Annotated in this window: 16 protein-coding genes, 1 tRNA gene and 1 pseudogene; 9 read left to right on the forward strand and 9 right to left on the reverse strand. The window is 55.5% G+C overall.

Annotated features, from left to right (window positions below; genetic code table 11):
* From AC2FLO_RS09140 to AC2FLO_RS09170, 7 genes are read right to left on the reverse strand one after another with little or no spacing between them, the layout of a single operon-like run.
* Positions 1-933 carry an AEC family transporter gene (locus AC2FLO_RS09140; RefSeq protein WP_496752554.1) on the reverse strand — a complete coding sequence of 311 codons (933 nt, stop codon included), beginning with the start codon at positions 931-933 and terminating at the stop codon, positions 1-3.
* Between the two features lie 33 nt (positions 934-966).
* Positions 967-1,785, reverse strand: a complete 819-nt coding sequence (locus tag AC2FLO_RS09145; RefSeq protein WP_496752552.1) for an MBL fold metallo-hydrolase — start codon at positions 1,783-1,785, stop codon at positions 967-969.
* The gene (locus tag AC2FLO_RS09150; RefSeq protein WP_496752550.1) at positions 1,782-2,588 is read right to left on the reverse strand and encodes a TatD family hydrolase; all 807 of its coding nucleotides are present in this window, start codon (positions 2,586-2,588) and stop codon (positions 1,782-1,784) included. The genes AC2FLO_RS09145 and AC2FLO_RS09150 overlap by 4 nt, the downstream gene beginning before the upstream one ends.
* A complete protein-coding gene (locus AC2FLO_RS09155; RefSeq protein ID WP_480583240.1) occupies positions 2,585-3,706 on the reverse strand; it encodes a DNA polymerase III subunit delta' in 1,122 nt (373 codons plus the stop codon). The genes AC2FLO_RS09150 and AC2FLO_RS09155 overlap by 4 nt, the downstream gene beginning before the upstream one ends.
* A 3-nt stretch (positions 3,707-3,709) precedes the next feature.
* Positions 3,710-4,336, reverse strand: a complete 627-nt coding sequence (gene tmk / locus AC2FLO_RS09160) for a dTMP kinase (protein ID WP_496752548.1) — start codon at positions 4,334-4,336, stop codon at positions 3,710-3,712.
* Positions 4,333-5,499 (reverse strand): D-alanyl-D-alanine carboxypeptidase family protein, encoded by a 1,167-nt coding sequence (locus AC2FLO_RS09165; protein ID WP_496752546.1) that lies wholly within the window; start codon positions 5,497-5,499, stop codon positions 4,333-4,335. The genes tmk and AC2FLO_RS09165 overlap by 4 nt, the downstream gene beginning before the upstream one ends.
* A gap of 16 nt (positions 5,500-5,515) precedes the next feature.
* The gene (locus AC2FLO_RS09170) at positions 5,516-6,796 is read right to left on the reverse strand and encodes an SPOR domain-containing protein (protein ID WP_496752545.1); all 1,281 of its coding nucleotides are present in this window, start codon (positions 6,794-6,796) and stop codon (positions 5,516-5,518) included.
* Positions 6,797-6,998: 202 nt separating this feature from the next.
* Here AC2FLO_RS09170 and AC2FLO_RS09175 point away from each other — a divergent pair.
* Positions 6,999-7,088: transfer RNA gene (locus AC2FLO_RS09175), tRNA-Ser, on the forward strand.
* Between the two features lie 448 nt (positions 7,089-7,536).
* Here the strand turns inward: AC2FLO_RS09175 and AC2FLO_RS09180 are convergent.
* A complete protein-coding gene (locus AC2FLO_RS09180) occupies positions 7,537-8,484 on the reverse strand; it encodes a homocysteine S-methyltransferase family protein (RefSeq protein WP_496752544.1) in 948 nt (315 codons plus the stop codon).
* 221 nt (positions 8,485-8,705) lie between these two features.
* On the opposite strand from AC2FLO_RS09180, the gene AC2FLO_RS09185 reads away from it, so the two are divergent.
* The 3 genes and pseudogenes from AC2FLO_RS09185 to AC2FLO_RS09195 all read left to right on the forward strand — a co-directional run.
* Positions 8,706-9,524 (forward strand): methyltransferase domain-containing protein, encoded by an 819-nt coding sequence (locus AC2FLO_RS09185; RefSeq protein WP_496752542.1) that lies wholly within the window; start codon positions 8,706-8,708, stop codon positions 9,522-9,524.
* An 87-nt stretch (positions 9,525-9,611) separates the two neighbouring features.
* Entirely contained in the window at positions 9,612-10,319 is a 708-nt protein-coding gene (locus AC2FLO_RS09190; protein ID WP_496752540.1) for an IS6 family transposase, read from the forward strand.
* A gap of 54 nt (positions 10,320-10,373) precedes the next feature.
* Positions 10,374-11,075: pseudogene (locus AC2FLO_RS09195) on the forward strand (Gfo/Idh/MocA family protein); the annotation flags it as partial.
* 164 nt (positions 11,076-11,239) lie between these two features.
* Here the strand turns inward: AC2FLO_RS09195 and AC2FLO_RS09200 are convergent.
* The gene (locus tag AC2FLO_RS09200; RefSeq protein WP_480583304.1) at positions 11,240-12,118 is read right to left on the reverse strand and encodes a LysR family transcriptional regulator; all 879 of its coding nucleotides are present in this window, start codon (positions 12,116-12,118) and stop codon (positions 11,240-11,242) included.
* Positions 12,119-12,281: 163 nt separating this feature from the next.
* Here AC2FLO_RS09200 and AC2FLO_RS09205 point away from each other — a divergent pair, with 163 nt between their 5' ends.
* The 5 genes from AC2FLO_RS09205 to AC2FLO_RS09225 all read left to right on the forward strand — a co-directional run bounded on the left by AC2FLO_RS09205 (position 12,282) and on the right by AC2FLO_RS09225 (position 17,115).
* Positions 12,282-12,545, forward strand: a complete 264-nt coding sequence (locus tag AC2FLO_RS09205; protein ID WP_209504391.1) for a DUF4242 domain-containing protein — start codon at positions 12,282-12,284, stop codon at positions 12,543-12,545.
* 645 nt (positions 12,546-13,190) lie between these two features.
* Positions 13,191-14,609, forward strand: a complete 1,419-nt coding sequence (locus AC2FLO_RS09210) for a circularly permuted type 2 ATP-grasp protein (protein ID WP_480583307.1) — start codon at positions 13,191-13,193, stop codon at positions 14,607-14,609.
* A 2-nt stretch (positions 14,610-14,611) separates the two neighbouring features.
* Positions 14,612-15,553 carry an alpha-E domain-containing protein gene (locus tag AC2FLO_RS09215; protein WP_496752538.1) on the forward strand — a complete coding sequence of 314 codons (942 nt, stop codon included), beginning with the start codon at positions 14,612-14,614 and terminating at the stop codon, positions 15,551-15,553.
* A gap of 3 nt (positions 15,554-15,556) precedes the next feature.
* Positions 15,557-16,354 (forward strand): transglutaminase family protein, encoded by a 798-nt coding sequence (locus AC2FLO_RS09220; RefSeq protein ID WP_496752536.1) that lies wholly within the window; start codon positions 15,557-15,559, stop codon positions 16,352-16,354.
* 11 nt (positions 16,355-16,365) lie between these two features.
* Positions 16,366-17,115, forward strand: coding sequence for a proteasome-type protease (locus AC2FLO_RS09225; protein ID WP_480583316.1), 750 nt, complete (start codon positions 16,366-16,368; stop codon positions 17,113-17,115).
* The last annotated feature ends 368 nt before the right edge of the window (positions 17,116-17,483 follow it).

The raw sequence follows: 17,483 nt of genomic DNA on the forward strand, positions 1-17,483 counted from the left end.
TTAGCCCAGAACCGTTAGCCAAAGCCAGACAGTCAGGATGGATGTGGCTGTCCCAATGAGAACAGCCGAAGCTGCCACCCGCTTGGCGCGGCCATACATGTTGGCAAAGATATAGGCGTTGAACCCCGGCGCCATGGCTGCGTTCAACACGCCCGAGCGGAACAGATCCTGAGGCAGCCCTGTGGATTTGCCGAATATCCACACAAGGCTGGGATGCAGCATCAGCGAGATTGCGCAAACAAAGGCGATAGTGCGCAGATCACCTTCGGGTTTGTATTTGACCAATACCCCGCCCAGTGCAAACAGGGCGCCAGGCAGGGCGGCCCGCGTGATCAGACCAAGGGCTTCGTCCACCACAGCCGGGATGGCCAAACCGGATAGATTAACCACGAATCCCAGTGCAATACCAAGGATCAGCGCGTTCTTGAACATTGCCGACAGAACAGAACGCGCCATGCGTACGCCACCGTTTCCGCGATTGCGGACAACCTCCATCACCGTGATCCCTACGCCGTAACAAAACGGGGAATGGAAGGCGATAATCGCATAGTTGCCTGTCAGGTTCTCGGGACCATAAGCGCGTTCGGTAATCGGCAACCCCAGCAGAACCGAGTTAGAGAACAGGCAACAAAACCCGATTGCCACGCAGTCTTCCCATTCGCGGCCGAAAATGATGCGCGCACCAAAAAGACCAGCGATGAAACACAAGGCGGCGGCGGAATAGAAACTGGCCAAAAGCCGGGGATCGAAACTGGCGCTGAGGTCCAGATGCGCGATGGCAAAAAACAACAGGCATGGGATCGCGAACCCTTGCGTAAATCTCATCAGCCCGTCGACATGGTCTTCTTTGAAATATCCTGTTCGTGTTGCCGTGTAGCCAGCACCGATCACAAGAAAGACAGGAAGAATGACGTCAATCAGGCTTTGCAGCATTTGGCCCCCGTGCAACGGCCATGTTGCAATATCTTATGCAAAAGGAACAGGGACCTGAAACGCGTGATGTATCACCATCCCGTCATAGGCGGGGGTGATATTGTCCGGAGTTTCTGCATCGACGGTCATATAGTCCAGATCGATATGCATGTTGGTTAGTATCGCCTGTTTTGGTTGCAGCTTCTCAATCCACTCAAGCGTTTTTTCCAGATGTGCATGTGTGGGATGAGGGCTTCGGCGCAGGGCGTCGATTATAAGATATTCCAACCCTTCCATTTCGGGCCATGCGTCGTCGTATATTTCGGCAACATCCGGCAAATAGGCGAGCCGTCCCATGCGAAAACCTAGAGAATCTATCGAGCCGTGATTGACCTTGAATGGACGAAACGGAATGGGCCCGCCCGGTCCGTCGATTTCGAACGGCCCGTCGATGGACTTGAGGTCGAGGATCGGAGGATAAGGTGACCCTTCGGGTTGAATGAAGGCGTATCCAAACCGCCCCAGCAGGGCGTTCTGAGTATCACCATCAGCCCAGACCGGAACACGGGTTTTCATGTTGAACACGATCATGCGCAGGTCGTCGATTCCATGGACATGATCCGCGTGAGAGTGTGTATAGACTACACCATCAAGCCGCTCGGTGCCCGTGTCCAGCAACTGGCTGCGCATGTCCGGGGTCGTATCAATCAACACTGAGGTTGTGCCGCCGGGGCCGTCACGCTCGACAAGCAGGGAACAGCGCCGGCGAATGTTCTTGGGGTTAGCAGGATCGCAAGCACCCCAGTGGCCACCCAACCGGGGTACGCCGCCTGACGATCCGCAGCCCAGAATGGTAAATCGCAATTCGGTCATGCAGCGGCCCTGTTCGTTGCCGCCTTGCTGAACAGCCGGTCAAAGTTCGCCTGAGTTTGGGCGGCAAAAGCCGGATACTCCAGACCGAACACTTCAGCCCCTTTTCGGGCTGTATGTGCGGTATAGGCCGGTTCGTTTCGCTTGCCACGATAAGGGGGCGGCGCAAGATAGGGCGCATCGGTTTCCACCAGAATGCGATCCACCGGCGCGCTTGCGAAAATGTCGCGCAACTCCTGGCTTTTGGGAAAGGCCGCAATGCCGGACATGGACAGATAAAACCCAAGATCCAGCGCGGCTTTGGCCAACTCGGCCGAGGACGAGAAACAGTGCATCACGCAGGAATAGGGCGCATTGCGATACTCATCGGCCAGAATTTGGGCCATATCGTCGTCTGCCGCGCGGGCATGAATGATCAAAGGCAACCCTGTGCGCTGGGCTGCTTCGATATGAATGCGCAGAGATTGCTTCTGAAGCTCAGCGCTGTCGGCGGTATAGTGGTAATCCAGACCGGATTCGCCGATGCCCACAAATTTGGGATGTTGTGCCAGCGCAACCAATTCATCGACCGAGACCATAGGCTCGTCTGCGGCGCTCATCGGGTGGGTGCCTGCGGCGTAGAATACCGGTGCATGGGCTTCGGCAATTGCACGGACTGCGGGTTCATTGCGTAGCTTGGTGCAAATCGTCACCATCCTAGTCACGCCAGCCTCGGCCGCGCGCGAGATGATGTCGTCCAACTGACCGTCAAAATCCGGGAAGTCCAGATGGCAGTGACTGTCGGTGATCTGGGGGGTGTCGCTCATCTGACCTGGCCGGCGGTTTCCTGTATCTTGAACACCGTATCTAGGACCAGAGCGGCAGGGTCAAGGTTCACCGCCTGACCATGTCGCGTGCGGGCTGTGATTGTCGCTGCGACTTCGGCCCAGCGACGGGCCTGATCCGAAGAATCTGACAGTCTGGCCAGCGTTTCAGCTTCGTTCGGGGCGGCCTCAGAGGTCGGCGGTGCTCCGGTTGCCCCGGTCAGGGCCAGCCGAGACAAGGCGATATCGATCAGTGTCAGCAGCAGATCAAAGCGCTCGGCCGCGCCGCGTTGTGCCGCAGCCTCGGCCAGGGCCAGCGCGCGCTGCCGGTCCAGGCGGGGCAGGGTGCCCAGAATGGCAATCAGTTCGGCATAGATTTCAAGCCCGCCCAGATTGATCAGGCGAACGGCGTCCCCGACCGAGCCAGCGGCCAATGCGGCGAGATATTCGGGATGCGTCGGTAAGGTCGTCCCGGTTTGCGACAGCGCGTCCTGCATATCCCCGGCACTCAGGGGCCCAAGACGCAAGGTCCGGCACCGAGAGCGGATGGTCGGCAACAAGCGCGAGGGTTGGTGCGATACCAGCAAAAGAGTTGTACGCGCCGGAGGCTCTTCCAGCATCTTCAGCAAAGCATTGGCGGCGCTGACATTCATCTCATCCGCCGAATCCACGATTACGACCCGGCGCCCACCATCGGCAGAGGACAGGCCAAAGAACTTTCCCAGCTTTCGGATGTCGTCCACAACGATTTCGTTGCGCAGCCGCCCCTGATCATTCAGCGACCGGGCTATCGCGGCCAATCCCGGCTCGGCCCCGGCCAGAATGCGACGTGACACCGGGTGGTCGCGATCAATGTCGAGCGTCTCTGGCGGTGGCGGCGCGCCAAACAGCCCACCGTCGTTTGCCAAAGGTGTAGCCAGCAAGAACCGCGCAATCCGCCAGGCCAACGTTGCCTTGCCGACGCCACGCGGCCCGGTCAGCAACCAGCCGTGGTGCAGCCGGTCCGAGTTGTAGGCGGTCAGAAACGCCTGTTCCGCCGCATCCTGACCAAAAAGCCGGACGGTCTCGCGGGGATGCGGCGCACCGGGCACCTGATCCGGAGAGGGGATTTCGTCATTCATCGTCTATCGCAAAGCAGCCTGGACGATTTCTGTCACATCCTGCGCAACGCTGTCCATGTCCCGGTTACCGTCCACCACGCGGAAACGGTCGGAAAACTCATGGGCCAGTGCCAGAAAGCCCGCCCGCATTTTCCTTTGTAGGTCCGGGCCGAAATCTTCGAACCGTTCTTCCGCGCCTTGCCGCCCTTTGGCGCGGGACAGGCCGGTATCGGGGTCCATGTCGATCAGCAGCGTCAAGTCCGGCTCGCGCTTGATCATCAGGCTGTGCAGCTGATCAACAAGGCCGCGCAGATCGCCTCGCGACAGGCCCTGATACATACGTGTGCTGTCGGCAAAGCGGTCGCAGATCACCACTTGCCCTGCGGCAAGTGCGGGTTCGATCGTACGTTCCAGATGGTCGCGGCGGGCGGCCGTGAAAAGCAGGACTTCCGTTTCGGCCGACCAGCGGTCGGGATCACCTTCCAATACCAGGCTGCGGATTTCCTCCGCGCCGGGTGAGCCGCCCGGTTCACGCGTCAAAACGACCTCATGACCCTGCGCCCGCAGTTGATCCGCCAGCATCCGCGCCTGAGTTGACTTGCCTGATCCGTCAATGCCTTCGAAAGTCAGAAATAACCCCGCCTTGGTCACATCGACTCCAGCGGGTTATTGATCACGTCTTTCAGAACAATGCCGCCAACGGTCAGCATACGAACGACAAATCCACCAATTGCAACGTTTTCCGCTGCCACCAGCGGACGTCGAATTTCCGGCAATCCTTCAGGCTTGATGACAAGCTCGGCCAGTTGCTGGCCTTTATTGACCGGTGCTTTGATGGGACCCTGATAGACAACTTCAGCCTTGACGTTCTGTGTGCCCAGAACCGGAAACAGAACCGTCAGATCGCCGTCAGGTACAAGACCTACGGTCTTCTTCTCGCCCATCCACAGCTTGGCTTCGGCTATCGGCGTTTCCGCGTTGGCAACTGTCCTCTCGACAAAATTTCGAAACGACCAGTTAACCACGGCCTCAGCCTCCTCTGCCCGTTGACCGGTGCTGTCCAGCCCGCTGAGGACAAAGATGACACGGCGATCGCCTTGTTTGGCAGACCCGACCAGGCCGTATCCGGCCTCCTGCGTGTGGCCGGTTTTCAGGCCATCCGCGCCAATGCTCAGTTTCAGCAATGGATTGCGGTTACGGGCATTCGACGGCGCACGGCCATCGAATTCGAATACCTCTTCTGAAAACAGGGGGTAGTATTCGGGAAAGTCGGTAATCAGCCTGTCGGCCAGAACCGCAAGATCATGAACCGACATCATATGTCCGGCGGCAGGCCAACCGTTCGAGTTCGCGAAATTCGAGTTGTTCATACCGATCTGCTTTGCGCGCTGGGTCATATAGCGGGCAAACCCGGCCTCTGTCCCGTCAGGGCTTAGCGCCTCGGCGAGGACCACGCAGGCGTCGTTGCCTGACAGAACGATGATGCCGCGCAGCAGGTCCTCGACCCGAACCCGGTCCTGCGTGTCCAGAAACATGGTTGAGCCGCCATAGCTCTTCGCGTGTTCGGACACGGGCAGGGTTTCGTCCAGCTTCAGTCTTCGGTCACGCAGCGCTTCGAAAGCAACATACAGCGTCATGAGCTTGGACATGGATGCAGGAGGCAAGGGCTGATCGGCGTCTTTTGCCAAAAGCACCGTACCGGTGGTCTGATCGATCACATACGCCGCGCGGGCAGATGTATCAAAAGCCTGAGCCGGGATTGCCAGTACAGCAAGCCCAATGGCCAGAACAGAAGTTCGCAATGAGGATAGCATGTTATGCCTCCTTGTATCAGTCGGACACGGTGAACGCATCTTTGAAACCAAGATCCTTTACATCTTTTTGAATGGCTTTGCGTTCGGCCCGGGTTGCGGCAGGGCCAACCAGGACCCGCCATACTGTTTTGTTTTCGGTTTTCAGTTCCCGCACAACAGTCGACATGCCATTCCGGCGCACTTTCTCAGCAGCGGCATTCGCATTTGCTTCGACGCTGAATGTGCCGATCTGCACAAATGGTTTGCTCAGCGACGACGCAGCGCCTGTTGCCGCCGCCGCGGCCGGAACCGCTTCGGTCGCGTCAATCGCGGCTGCTGCGCCTTCGATGGGGTCCAGCGGCGTTTCGGTGATTTCAGTGGGGTCTTTCTTTTGCCACCACTTCCGTTTCGCGGGTTTTTCAATGGGGGCTTCGACCGGCGCATCCGACAACGCCGGTGCAGCTGCGGCTACCGCTACATCTGCGGCTACATCAACACTGTCTGTCGCGACATCCGCCGCAGCCACGGTGGCTCCCGCCGCTGCCGCTGCTGGCTCTTTTTTCTGCCACCACTTCCGCTTGGCGGGTTTTTCTTCAGTGGGCTCTGTTGGGTCCTCAGTGGCCGATGCCGCATCAGTGGTCGTTTCCGTACCTTCGGTCGCTTCGTTGGCAGAACTTGCCGCTTCCGCCCCAACCACTGCTGTACCGGCTGCCGCCGCTGGTGCCTTTTTTTGCCACCATTTCGGCTTGGCCGGTTTTTCGGTATCTGCCGCGGATGGATCGCCGGTGGCCGCGGTGTCCGACACCGCAGCCGTATCTGCCGCCTCGTCTTCCGGTTTGGGCGCGTCCTCTGGTGGTGATTCCTTTACAGCTTCACGGCGCAAAGCGACCACACTGACCTTTGTCGGCGCGCCCGCCAGCATTCCGAGCTGTTCCGCAGCCGCAGATGACACCTGAAGCGCCGGGCCGGGCAGGTTGCGTTCACGTCGGAACAGGGCCCCTGTTACAGACTTGTTGTTTGCGGTGTTCGTAATTACGACACGCTCGGGCTGGGATACTTCCGGATAGGCAACCCAGATTCCGCCCAGCGAGGGCCTGCCATCCCAAAGCCCCGCTTCGGTGACCTGAAAAACCTCGGGGGCTTCGACTTCACGCTGGGAGCCCGAGGCTACCTCGGGAAGGAGTTCGGTTTTGTTTGATTTTTCTTCAGGTTTTTCAGTCTCTTGAAGAATGTCTTCACACCCGCTTAAAACTGTCAAAGTCAACGCCAGATACGCCAACCGTTTCGGTCCCGGGCGTGTCATGATCGCTCGCTTCATCTGCTTATCCCTTGCCTGAAGGGGTCTCGTTCTAGGAACCCCACTGCCGGTCTGCTGGTTCTGCTTGCCAGCCTGTTTCGGTCTATTTCGGGGATCATAACGCGGCTGAAGAGTCATGGAAAGACCGCTGCGCGGGCTTCGGCAAGAAATCCCGATTTCGACTTGCCTCTGGCCGAACTTGCGCTTAGACCCTGCCTTCGACGGGGAGGTGGCAGAGTGGTCGAATGCGGCGGTCTTGAAAACCGTTGGGCGTGAGAGCGTCCCCAGGGTTCGAATCCCTGTCTCCCCGCCACAAACCATTCGCGAACCCGATATGAGGTCCCTGACGGGGCCTTTTTTCTTTTTGTTTCAAAGGGGTTTAGCGAGACCATCCGACTTTCGGAGACTGGCCGTTGGCCCGAAATTGGTCTCCGAACGCCCCGCGTCTCCTTTCACCCGCCCTTCACCCAAATCGAGACGCATCCAAAACTGGTCGCCTTTTCAGATACTTGCCGAAAATGGGTTGCGCCGCAGTTGAGGCCGGTTCGACCGCTATCGAAACGGTCAGCGACACCCGACGGCGGCGTGGTTGTGCGGGGTGGTGCTAAGTCTTGAGTAGATCAGGACGCGCTCGCCATTCCAAGCGCGATTGGCGGATTGAAGCCAGGATATCGAAGGGCCGACATTCGCTGCAGCATGAACGAACGACTGGGGTGCGCGACAATGCGGCCATTGGCTTGAGATGAAGAATTATTCTGCGGCTATCCATTTCGGACGTCCAAGACCTGTTGTGTGATCTGGCCAATATGGCGTCCGTCGGTACCGCAACACCCACCCCAAACGTTAACATGAGGGAAACGGCTAGCCAAAGAGGCCATCTGCCCGCCGAGTTCCTTAGGATCACCGTCCTCAAGATGACCAAGCTTGCACAGGTCAAGCGTTTCCATAGCAACGGCATTTGGCATGAAGCCGCCAAGTCTCTTTGTCCATGCACCGTCGGTAAGCGCTGGCGCAAACTCGGTCGGATGCGTGCAGTTGATCATATAGTAAGCGGGAGCGTTATCAGTGGCCGCGTCGACTGTCTTGATCGCATCTTCCAGAGTTTCTCCACCGTTAAGTCTCCCACCTTTCGCAACGAAGAATGAGATCACGGCGGGGATGCCCGCCGCTTTCGCGGCCCGAGCGACGCCGATCGCTTCCTCCGTGCTCGAAAACGTCAAAGCGCTCACAATATCTGCACCAGCCTTCTTAAAGGTCAGGATCTGTTCGGAATGGTAATCTTCAGCTTCCGCCGCGTCTGGCATCCGGCCGACATTGTAGGCGTCACCGCGGGGGCCAATGACACCGCCAACAAGCATTGGTGTATCAGGACTGTCATATTCACGTGCAAAATCCTTGTAAAACTCGATTCCGCGAATGTTGATTTCCTCAAGAGCTTCGCGGGAAAACCCGATCAACTCGCCCCAGTCCCGGCTAGCGCGGTAATGCAGGCCCTCGTTAATGACACCAAACTTGTTTGCAACAGCCGCCTCAACAAGCTTGCGTTGATAGTCTTTTAGGCAAGCGACGCCGCGCTCGTCATTCAGAAGCTCGAAAGCGCAAAAGTGGCGAAGTTCGAACCCATCGACATACTGCAGCCAGGTCTCGAACCCCCCTCCACAAGTCATATGCTGGTTGTTCAGTTGTGGCAGTTGGCTCTGTACTCCCATCCCATTTCCCTCCCTAGTCTAGCCGTCAGGATAGCAGGGAAGTGGCAATTTGTCTTCCAACGGGGTTTTGAAGGTCACTGCAAAGAGTGCTCTCATTGTATTCTTTCCTGACCTTTGCCGGAGCGTGACACGAAGACAATTCAGACAGATTAACCTAAAATAGGAACCCACGGTGGGCGAGAATCGCACTGAACATGGTCAACAGATGGGGCGCGAAACCGATGGCGGATGATCCATATCGAATTTCCGATCAAGTTGATGCCAGCATGCTCGAGATGATGGTAGCTCGACTTGAGGAGCGCGGGAGAGATGCGCGATTTCTAGGAATGATCGACGACTATCTGGACGCGGTAGGCATATCGCAAGCGAAAGAAATTCTCGATCTTGGAAGTGGAACGGGCGTTGTCGCCCGCAGAATAGCCGCTCGGAAGGATTTCACCGGCCGGGTCACCGGCATCGATCTGAGCCCGCAATTAATTGCCAAGGCTCGTGAGTTGGCGGCATTGGAGGGGCTGTCGCAGAAGACGTTTTTCAAGCCTGGTGATATTCGCAGCTTTGCTTTTGAGGACAGCCGTTTTGACGTCACGGTAATGCACACATTGCTTAGTCACCTCGATGACCCTGCAACCGCCCTACAGGAAGCCGCGCGCGTGACGCGAACAGGTGGCGCGATTGTAGTGTTTGATGGTGACTATGCCTCGTCCACGCTGGAGACAGCAGACCCAGGTCGAGCCGCTGAGATCGATAATGCCATGATTGAAGCTACGGTCACACAGCCCCGAGTCATGCGACGGTTGCCCCGCATGGCCAACGCGGCAGGTCTTTCGATTGAAAGATGCTTCTCCTACCTGATCGCCGAAGCCGGTACGCCGGATTTCTTTGCGGGCCTCGTTGATACGATCGGCCCCATGCTCGTGAGTTCCGGCGTATCTTCGGAAGACGAGGCTGCGGTGATAACCGCAGATCTCAGGGCCGCTGCGGATGGGGGCACCTTCTTTGGCGCCTGCAACTACTACGGCTATGTTCTACGCAAACCTTGAGCGGCTTCGAGTCGCAAATGCGCTTCGAATGGCCTTGTCAGACTAACTTTGCTTGAGCGGGGCAGGGCGGTTGCGTAGCGTTTGGGAATGAGCAAACCTGCCTCTTTCAAGTACTTTAAGACCAGTCCCGAGATCATCCGCCTTGCTGTGATGTTATACATCCGTTTCCCGCTTTCGCTTCGGAATGTGGAAGATCTGCTGCATGAACGCGGGATCGACGTGAGCCACGAAACTGTCCGCTACTGGTGGAACCGTTTCGGCCCGATGTTTGCTTCTGAGATCAGACGAAAACGGGTTCAGCAACTTCGAGCTTTTTCAAAATGGAAATGGCACGTGGACGAGGTTTTTGTGAAGATCAATGGCAAGCGCCACTACCTCTGGCGTGCGGTCGACCATGAAGGCGAGGTGCTAGAGGCAGTTGTCACGAAACGCCGAAACAAACAGGCGGCATTGAAATTCCTCAAGAAATTGATGAAGCAGCGCGGGTGTGCTGAGGAGATTGTCACTGATCGCCTCGCGTCATACAAAGCCGCGCTTAGAGAGCTGGGGGCTTTAGAAAAACAGCGCACGGGCAGGTGGCTCAACAACCGGGTTGAGAATTCTCATCTTCCATTCCGACGAAGGGAACGCGCCATGCAACGCTTCCGGCGGATGCGAAGTTTGCAGAAATTCGCCGCCGTTCACTCCTCCGTTTACAACCACTTCAATCAGGAAAGATCGCTCACGAGCCGAGACACCTTCAAGCTGAAACGCAGTGCCGCTCTTGCCGAGTGGCGTGAACTTGGCGCGGCTTAACGGACAGTGTCACTGGCCTACCAGAGACTGGTTCGAATTCGTCTGACACCACCGGCGCGTGAAATGGTTGCCAACGGCGACATTGGCAAGATCCGCGTGGTTCAGGTTGAATACCCACAGGATTGGCTGACCGAGCAGCAGGATTTCAAACAGGCGGAATGGCGAACCGATCCCGAACGCTCGGGCGCTGGTGGATCAACCGGTGACATCGGAACTCATGCATACAACCTTGCCTGCTTCGTGACCGGGCTAAAAGCGGAAAGCCTTGCGGCAGACTTGCAGGCCTTTGTGCTGGGGCGCAAAGTCGATGACAACGCCCACGTCTTGCTTCGCTTCAAAGGCGGAGCGCGCGGTATGCTGTGGTCTTCTCAGGTGGCTCCCGGCAATGAAAACGCTCTTCGTTTGCGCGTCTATGGCGAAAAAGGTGGGTTGGAGTGGGCTCAGGAAGATCCCAATTACCTGTGGTTCACGCCATACAACGAACCAAAGCGTCTAATCACCCGAAATGGAGCTAGTGCTGCTGATGCAGCCAACCGGTTGAGTAGAGTTCCTCCGGGACATCCCGAGGGATATCTTGAGGGGTTCACGAATATCTATGGAGAGGCTGCTGAAGCGATCCAAGCTTTCCGAAATGGTATTTCACCTGACGCTTCGGTTGTTTATCCGACAGTCTATGACGGGCTCAATGGCGTTAAATTTGTGGCCGCGTGCGTACAAAGCTCTTCAAGGAATGCGGCTTGGATCGACTTAGCTTAGAATCTGGTTGTGGGCATAGGGCAGACGGGGGTTGTCACGTTAACTTGCCGTTTGATGAAAGTGTCGCAAACTCCTGGAACGACCAAAGGAAAATACGAGCGAAAAACTCTAACTACAAACGGCAGGAAAATCGGGTTTCAGAGCAGGCCCAAAACCGAAGTTTCTTATCCCGGCCATGCAAAAGTCTGCGAAGACCTCATCAGCGCATCGAGAGCCGGCGAGTATTTTCGGCCAGGGACTGTAAAGGCCGCGATAGTTCTTGAAACTTCTGGCTCCACAAGCGGGCGCTGCAACAAGCCCGGCAGAGTAACCGAATACTCAGGCATGAAAGCAAAACCAATGCCTGCAGCAACCATTGCTTGTACCCAATCTTCGCGCTCAGAACGGAAGCGAGCGTAAAGTTCCACACCTTTTGACTGACAAACGGACATTACCATCTCGCGCAACTCGCAAGCCAAACGATCTACATAGTTTTCTCGAGATAAATCTTGGAGCGAAATTGAGTTTAGTTGTCCAAGGCGGTGCTCCGGCGGAAAAACAACCACATATCTTTCGACGTAAAGTGGTCTAGCCCTAAACTCTTCTTCCAGTTCTTCAGTCAGCGTCATCAAAGCGACATCGATATCACCATCAGAAAGTTTTTTCTTGAGATCCGACGCGCTTGCTTCATTGACTGACAACTCCAAGCCGCTGTGGTTTTTCTCGAATTGAGCCAGAAACCGTGCAAGGCGAACGTGCCCAATTGTTGAAAGGACACCTAAGCGCAACGGCACCTTTTCGAGCAAACGAAAATTCTGAGCCAGCGCTTGTGTAGCTTCTGCTTCGTCAACGATGTGCTGTAGATGCGGCAGCATTGACTTTCCAAAGTCGCTGACCAAAATTTTCCGGCCCTCCCGATGAAAAACCTGTGCGCCAAGTTCGGTCTCTAGTGACTTGACGCCCTTGGTAAGCGCTGGTTGGCTTACATTGCATTCTGCGGCAGCTTTGGTGAAATTCAGATGCTTTGCGGCAGATAAGACATATCTAATCTGAGACATCTCCATATTGGGGCACCTCGTCACTGATGGCGAAAGACAATCACAACGCAGGATACACCGTTTTATCCAAACCTGGAGTTATTAAGTCATAAGGTATCGATAGTTCCCCGAGCCGAAGCTCCATAGTGTAATAGATGCACTGGTTTTGATTGTTCGGAAAGGGAACGAGATGTCTGTTTTTATGGTCGAAAGAAACCTCAAGGGTATCACCATGGATGACTTGGGTGCTGCTCAAAAAGCCGCGATAGCAACAGCACAGAAAATGACAGCAGATGGCGACAAAATCAGCTATGTTCGTTCAACATTTGCTCCCGAAGACGGGCGCTGCATGTGCTTGTTTGATGGTGAAAGTGCCGATCAAGTTCGTCGATTGAATGATACCGCCGGACTTCCTTACGACAAGGTCGTGGCGGCAATGGATCTTACCCCGTGACGACTTCTGAGCTTTGGAGTTGAGATTGGGCCCTGAGTATATGCTCTAGGGCCCTCAGCAATGGTTGAACAGTTTGCAGAGAAATGCAGGTTCGTCCGCAGACCGTGAGTTCGATCATCTCCAGATTTTGCACGCGCGGTGAATGGCCTGTCTGGCGAGCCGCGGCGCAGCATCCAGACCAGACGGCCAAGGGCAGCAAAGGGCCGTCCTTGCGTCTCATAGCGACCCCTATCAAGAACGTGCTGCACCGCATCCGAGTTCAGTCTCGAGCCTTATCCACCATTTAATTGACCAGTAATCTTGTAGACGATTGTCAGTGTTCCATGGAAAACACTATGATGATCGCAATGACTTGGTGGCCGGCCTCCTGACAGGGTGGCCGGATAACTGAGCCTCCTCAACAGAACCGGCTGGACAGCGTGCGTTGATAAAAAAACCCAAAGCGGAAGTTTCGATGCCGCAAAAAGTTCAGCACTGATTAGTGCAGCTCAATGAATGTGACATCAACTGAAAACACCAACGGCTCAGTGTTGTCAGATCATTGCGTTATTCAAATAGCCTGAAAATTAGACACTTCTTCCCAAGGCAGCATCCAACCAAGCCTGAATGACTTGAAAATTCTGATTTATGCGTGAAACTCAAAGCATGAGTGAGTATTTTGATGAAATGTTCAACGGCGATGGATCGCTCAGAGGTCCATATGAAGAGATCGGCCGCTGGTTCAATGCTGAAGACGCATCAAGACTGCGGGCGAAACAGCGCGAAGCCGAAGAAGTTTTCAGGCTGACAGGGATCACTTTTAACGTTTACGGCAAAGCCGAGGCCGAGGAACGGTTGATACCGTTTGATATTGTGCCACGAGTGATTTCAGCGCGGGAATGGCAGCGGCTGGAACGCGGCATCGAACAGCGGGTCCGCGCAATCAATGCTTTTCTCCACGACATCTACCATCGTCAGGAAATTGTCCGTGCCGGGCGTGTGCCGGCTGAGATGATTGCCGGAAACGAAGCGTTCCTGCCGCAGATGCTTGGTGTCTCACCACCCGGTCAGGTTTATACGCACATTGTTGGTGTCGATTTGGTGCGTACCGGTCCGGATGAGTTTTTTGTGCTGGAAGACAATGCCCGCACGCCGTCAGGGGTGAGCTACATGCTCGAGAACCGGGAAACGATGCTGAAAATGTTTCCCGAACTCTTTGGCGCCACAAACGTTCGGAACGTTTCCGACTACCCGCGCAGTCTAAGGCGGTCTTTGGCGGCCTGCGCTCCAACCTGCGCAGAGGGTGAACCCACTGTCGCTGTCCTGACACCCGGCATATACAACTCGGCCTATTACGAGCACGCGTTTCTCGCGGATCAGATGGCTGTCGAGTTGGTCGAAGGGCATGATCTGCGAGTTGTAGACGGGCGCGTCTGTATGCGCACTACGAAAGGCTATAAGCCCATCGACGTTCTCTATCGAAGGGTGGATGACGACTTCTTAGATCCGCTGAATTTCAACCCGGACAGCGCGTTGGGCGTGCCGGGCATTCTGGACGTCTATCGCGCTGGCGGCATCACGATTGCAAACGCGCCCGGAACAGGCATTGCCGATGACAAGGCGATCTATTCATACATGCCTGAAATCGTTGAATTCTACACCGGCGAGAAGCCCCTGCTTCAAAATGTTCCCACGTGGCGTTGCAGCGATCCCGAGTCTCTATCCTATGTTCTCGACAATCTGTCCGAGCTTGTTGTGAAAGAAGTACACGGATCTGGCGGCTACGGAATGTTGATCGGACCGACCGCCAGCAAGAAAGAGATTTCGGCGTTCCGCGACAAGCTCAAATCGCGGCCCGGGAACTACATTGCTCAGCCGACTCTGTCGCTTTCGACGGTTCCGATCTTTGCGCGCTCGGGACTTGCGCCCAGACATGTTGACCTAAGGCCGTTCGTTTTGGTGTCACCCGAAGGGATCAAGATCACGGCTGGCGGTTTGACCCGCGTGGCGCTTAAGAAGGGATCTCTAGTCGTGAACTCAAGTCAGGGTGGCGGGACCAAAGACACCTGGGTTCTGGAGGACTGACCATGCTTGGAAAAACTGCTGGCGGGTTGTTCTGGATGTCCCGGTATCTTGAGCGAGCGGAAAACACGGCCAGGCTGCTTGAAACAGGTCAGCGGATGGCGTTGACCCGTACTAAGAATTCTGCCGAGGAATGGGGTTCAGTTCTGAAAACGGCCGGGGTTCTGGATGGGTACCACGCCAAGTACGATGAGATTTCAAAAGACAATGCGGTCGATTGGGTGTTGCGTGACGCTGAAAACCCATCCTCGATCAAGTCGGTCATCAAGCACGCCCGAGACAACGCGCGCCTTGTTCGGACGGCGCTGACCCATGATGTTTGGAGCGCGGTGAACTCCACCTGGATGCAGATCGATGAGGTGATGAAACGACGCGTGAATGAGCGGGACTTACCTGCAACGTTGGAACTCATTCGACAACAGGCGGCTCTGGTCCGTGGTGCCACTTTGGGGACCATGCTGCGCAACGACATTTTCGATTTCACCCGCATTGGGACGTTTGTCGAAAGGGCCGACAATACCGGGCGCATTCTAGACGTGAAATATTATGTTCTTCTGCCCACAGCCTTCTCGGTCGGCTCGTCACTGGACAACATCCAATGGGAAAGCATCCTGCGCTCTGTCGGCGCTGGCGGCGGGTATCGAATGACCCATGGGGAGAAAACGCGTCCGTCTGACATCGCGCAGTTTTTGATCCTGGATCAGCGGATGCCCCGCAGTTTGCACTTCTGCTGCAGAAAGATTCAGGAAAACCTGTCCTACTTAAAAAAAGACTACGGCTTTGCCGGGCCTTCGTGCGAGGCATCAAATGCTCTCTACGAGAAATATCTGGATCAGAAAATTTCCGATATCTTTGAATTCGGCCTGCATGAGTACATTCAGGATTTTCTGACCGATCTCGGCAACTTAAGCCGTCAGATCGAGATTGATTACCGGTTCTACGAGTAAATAATGAAACTGCACATTCGACACGAGACACGATACGATTTCGACGCACCAGTTTCCTTCGGGTTGCAACAACTGAGGAAGACACCAAAGTCATTTCGCAATCAAAGAATTGAAAGTTGGAACACCAAAATCAACGGCGGGCGCAAAGAGCTGACATTTGAAGACTACCATCGCAACACCGTGGAATTGATCAGTTTCGACGCGAACACCCAAAGTATCTCGTTGATCTCCGAAGGTGTTGTTGAGGTGGAAGACACCCACGGCGTCTTGGGGCGTCACGAAGGGTCGACACCTTTGTGGCTGTTCAAAAGGGGCACCGCGCAGACAACGCCGGGGAAAGGGGTTGCTGAACTGATAGGCGCGTTGCCCAAAGGCGAACCACTGGAACAGATGCATTCTCTATCCGAAAGAATTCGTACTCAGGTCGCGTACGAGATCGGAAGCTCGCACCCGGGCTGGAGCGCAGAAGATGCACTCAAAGCTGGGTGCGGAGTGTGTCAGGACCATACTCATATCTTCATTACCTGTGCACGACAGATTGGAGTGCCAGCACGCTATGTATCGGGTTACTTGATGATGAACGAAACGGAACTTCAGGATGCGACCCATGCCTGGGCCGAAGTGCATTTGGACGGGCTTGGCTGGGTAGGGTTTGACATCTCAAATGGGATTTCATCTGACGATCGATACGTACGCGTCGCAACCGGGCTGGACTATGCCCAAGCCGCACCGGTAATAGGGAATAGAATTGGGACAGCGGGCGAGCGATTGACAGTGCAATTGCAAGTCGCACAGCAGTAACGGAGAATTTGATGACCTATGCTGTGGGCATGCGGCTGAATCGCGGGCTGGTGTTCATGTCCGATACGCGCACGAATGCTGGCGTGGACAATGTTTCGACCTTCAACAAGATGTTCAACTGGACAGTCGAAGGGGACCGGTCAATCACAATCCTAACGGCCGGAAACCTGGCCACTACTCAGGCCACGATAAGCCTTCTGGAAGAACGAACAAAAGCGCTGGCAGATCGCTCGCCATCGATCTTAGAGGCACCGACGATGTTTCAAGTTGCGCAACTGGTCGCGGCTACGCTGAACGACGTCATCGAGGAGCATGCCCGGTCTGGTCAGCAAGCTGACAGCGCCTTTCACGCGACGCTCATTCTGGGTGGTCAGATCAAAGGCGGCCCGTCTCGCCTGTTTCTGATCTACCCCGAAGGCAACTTTATCGAGGCTGGCGATGATACCCCGTTCTTTCAGATCGGTGAGACAAAATATGGTCGCCCAATTCTGGTGCGGGCCTATGATCCGGAAATGAGTTTTTCGGAAACCGTAAAACTCCTGCTGGTCAGCTTCGACTCCACGATTAAGGCCAATCTGTCTGTCGGGGCTCCACTTGACCTACTTTTCTACGAAGAAGACAGCTTTGAAGGCGGTACGCGGTCAAGATTTGAACCCGACGATCAGTACTTTCGCATTGTTTCCAATAGATGGGGTGACGCGTTGAAATCGGCCTTGGCCAAACTTCCAGAATACAAATTGGGGCGAAAATCAAACGATTGAGCGTCCGCTTCCGTTCGCAGACTGTGATTTCGCAGCGGCAACGAAAGCCCGGTTCGGCGAAGCTGCAATGCAGCGTGGTCACTTCGATGACTGTCTCTTGTGGTTCGTCCTTCCATCGCATAGCGACCCCGATCACGAAAGTGCTGCACCGCATCCGACTTCAGTCTCGAGCCTTTTCCACCATTTGATTGACCAGTAATCTTGAAGCCGATAGTCAGTGTTCCATGGAAAACACTATGATGATCGCAACGACTTGGTGGCTGGCCTCCTGATAGGGTGGCCGGATGACCAAATGTATTCCGAGGCCGCCGCATGGGCGGCCTGTTGTTTTCCGAGCTTCCCGATGCGCTGCCTCCCGTTTCATGAGA

The sequence above is a fragment of the Ruegeria sp. TASC047 genome, from assembly GCF_059612445.1.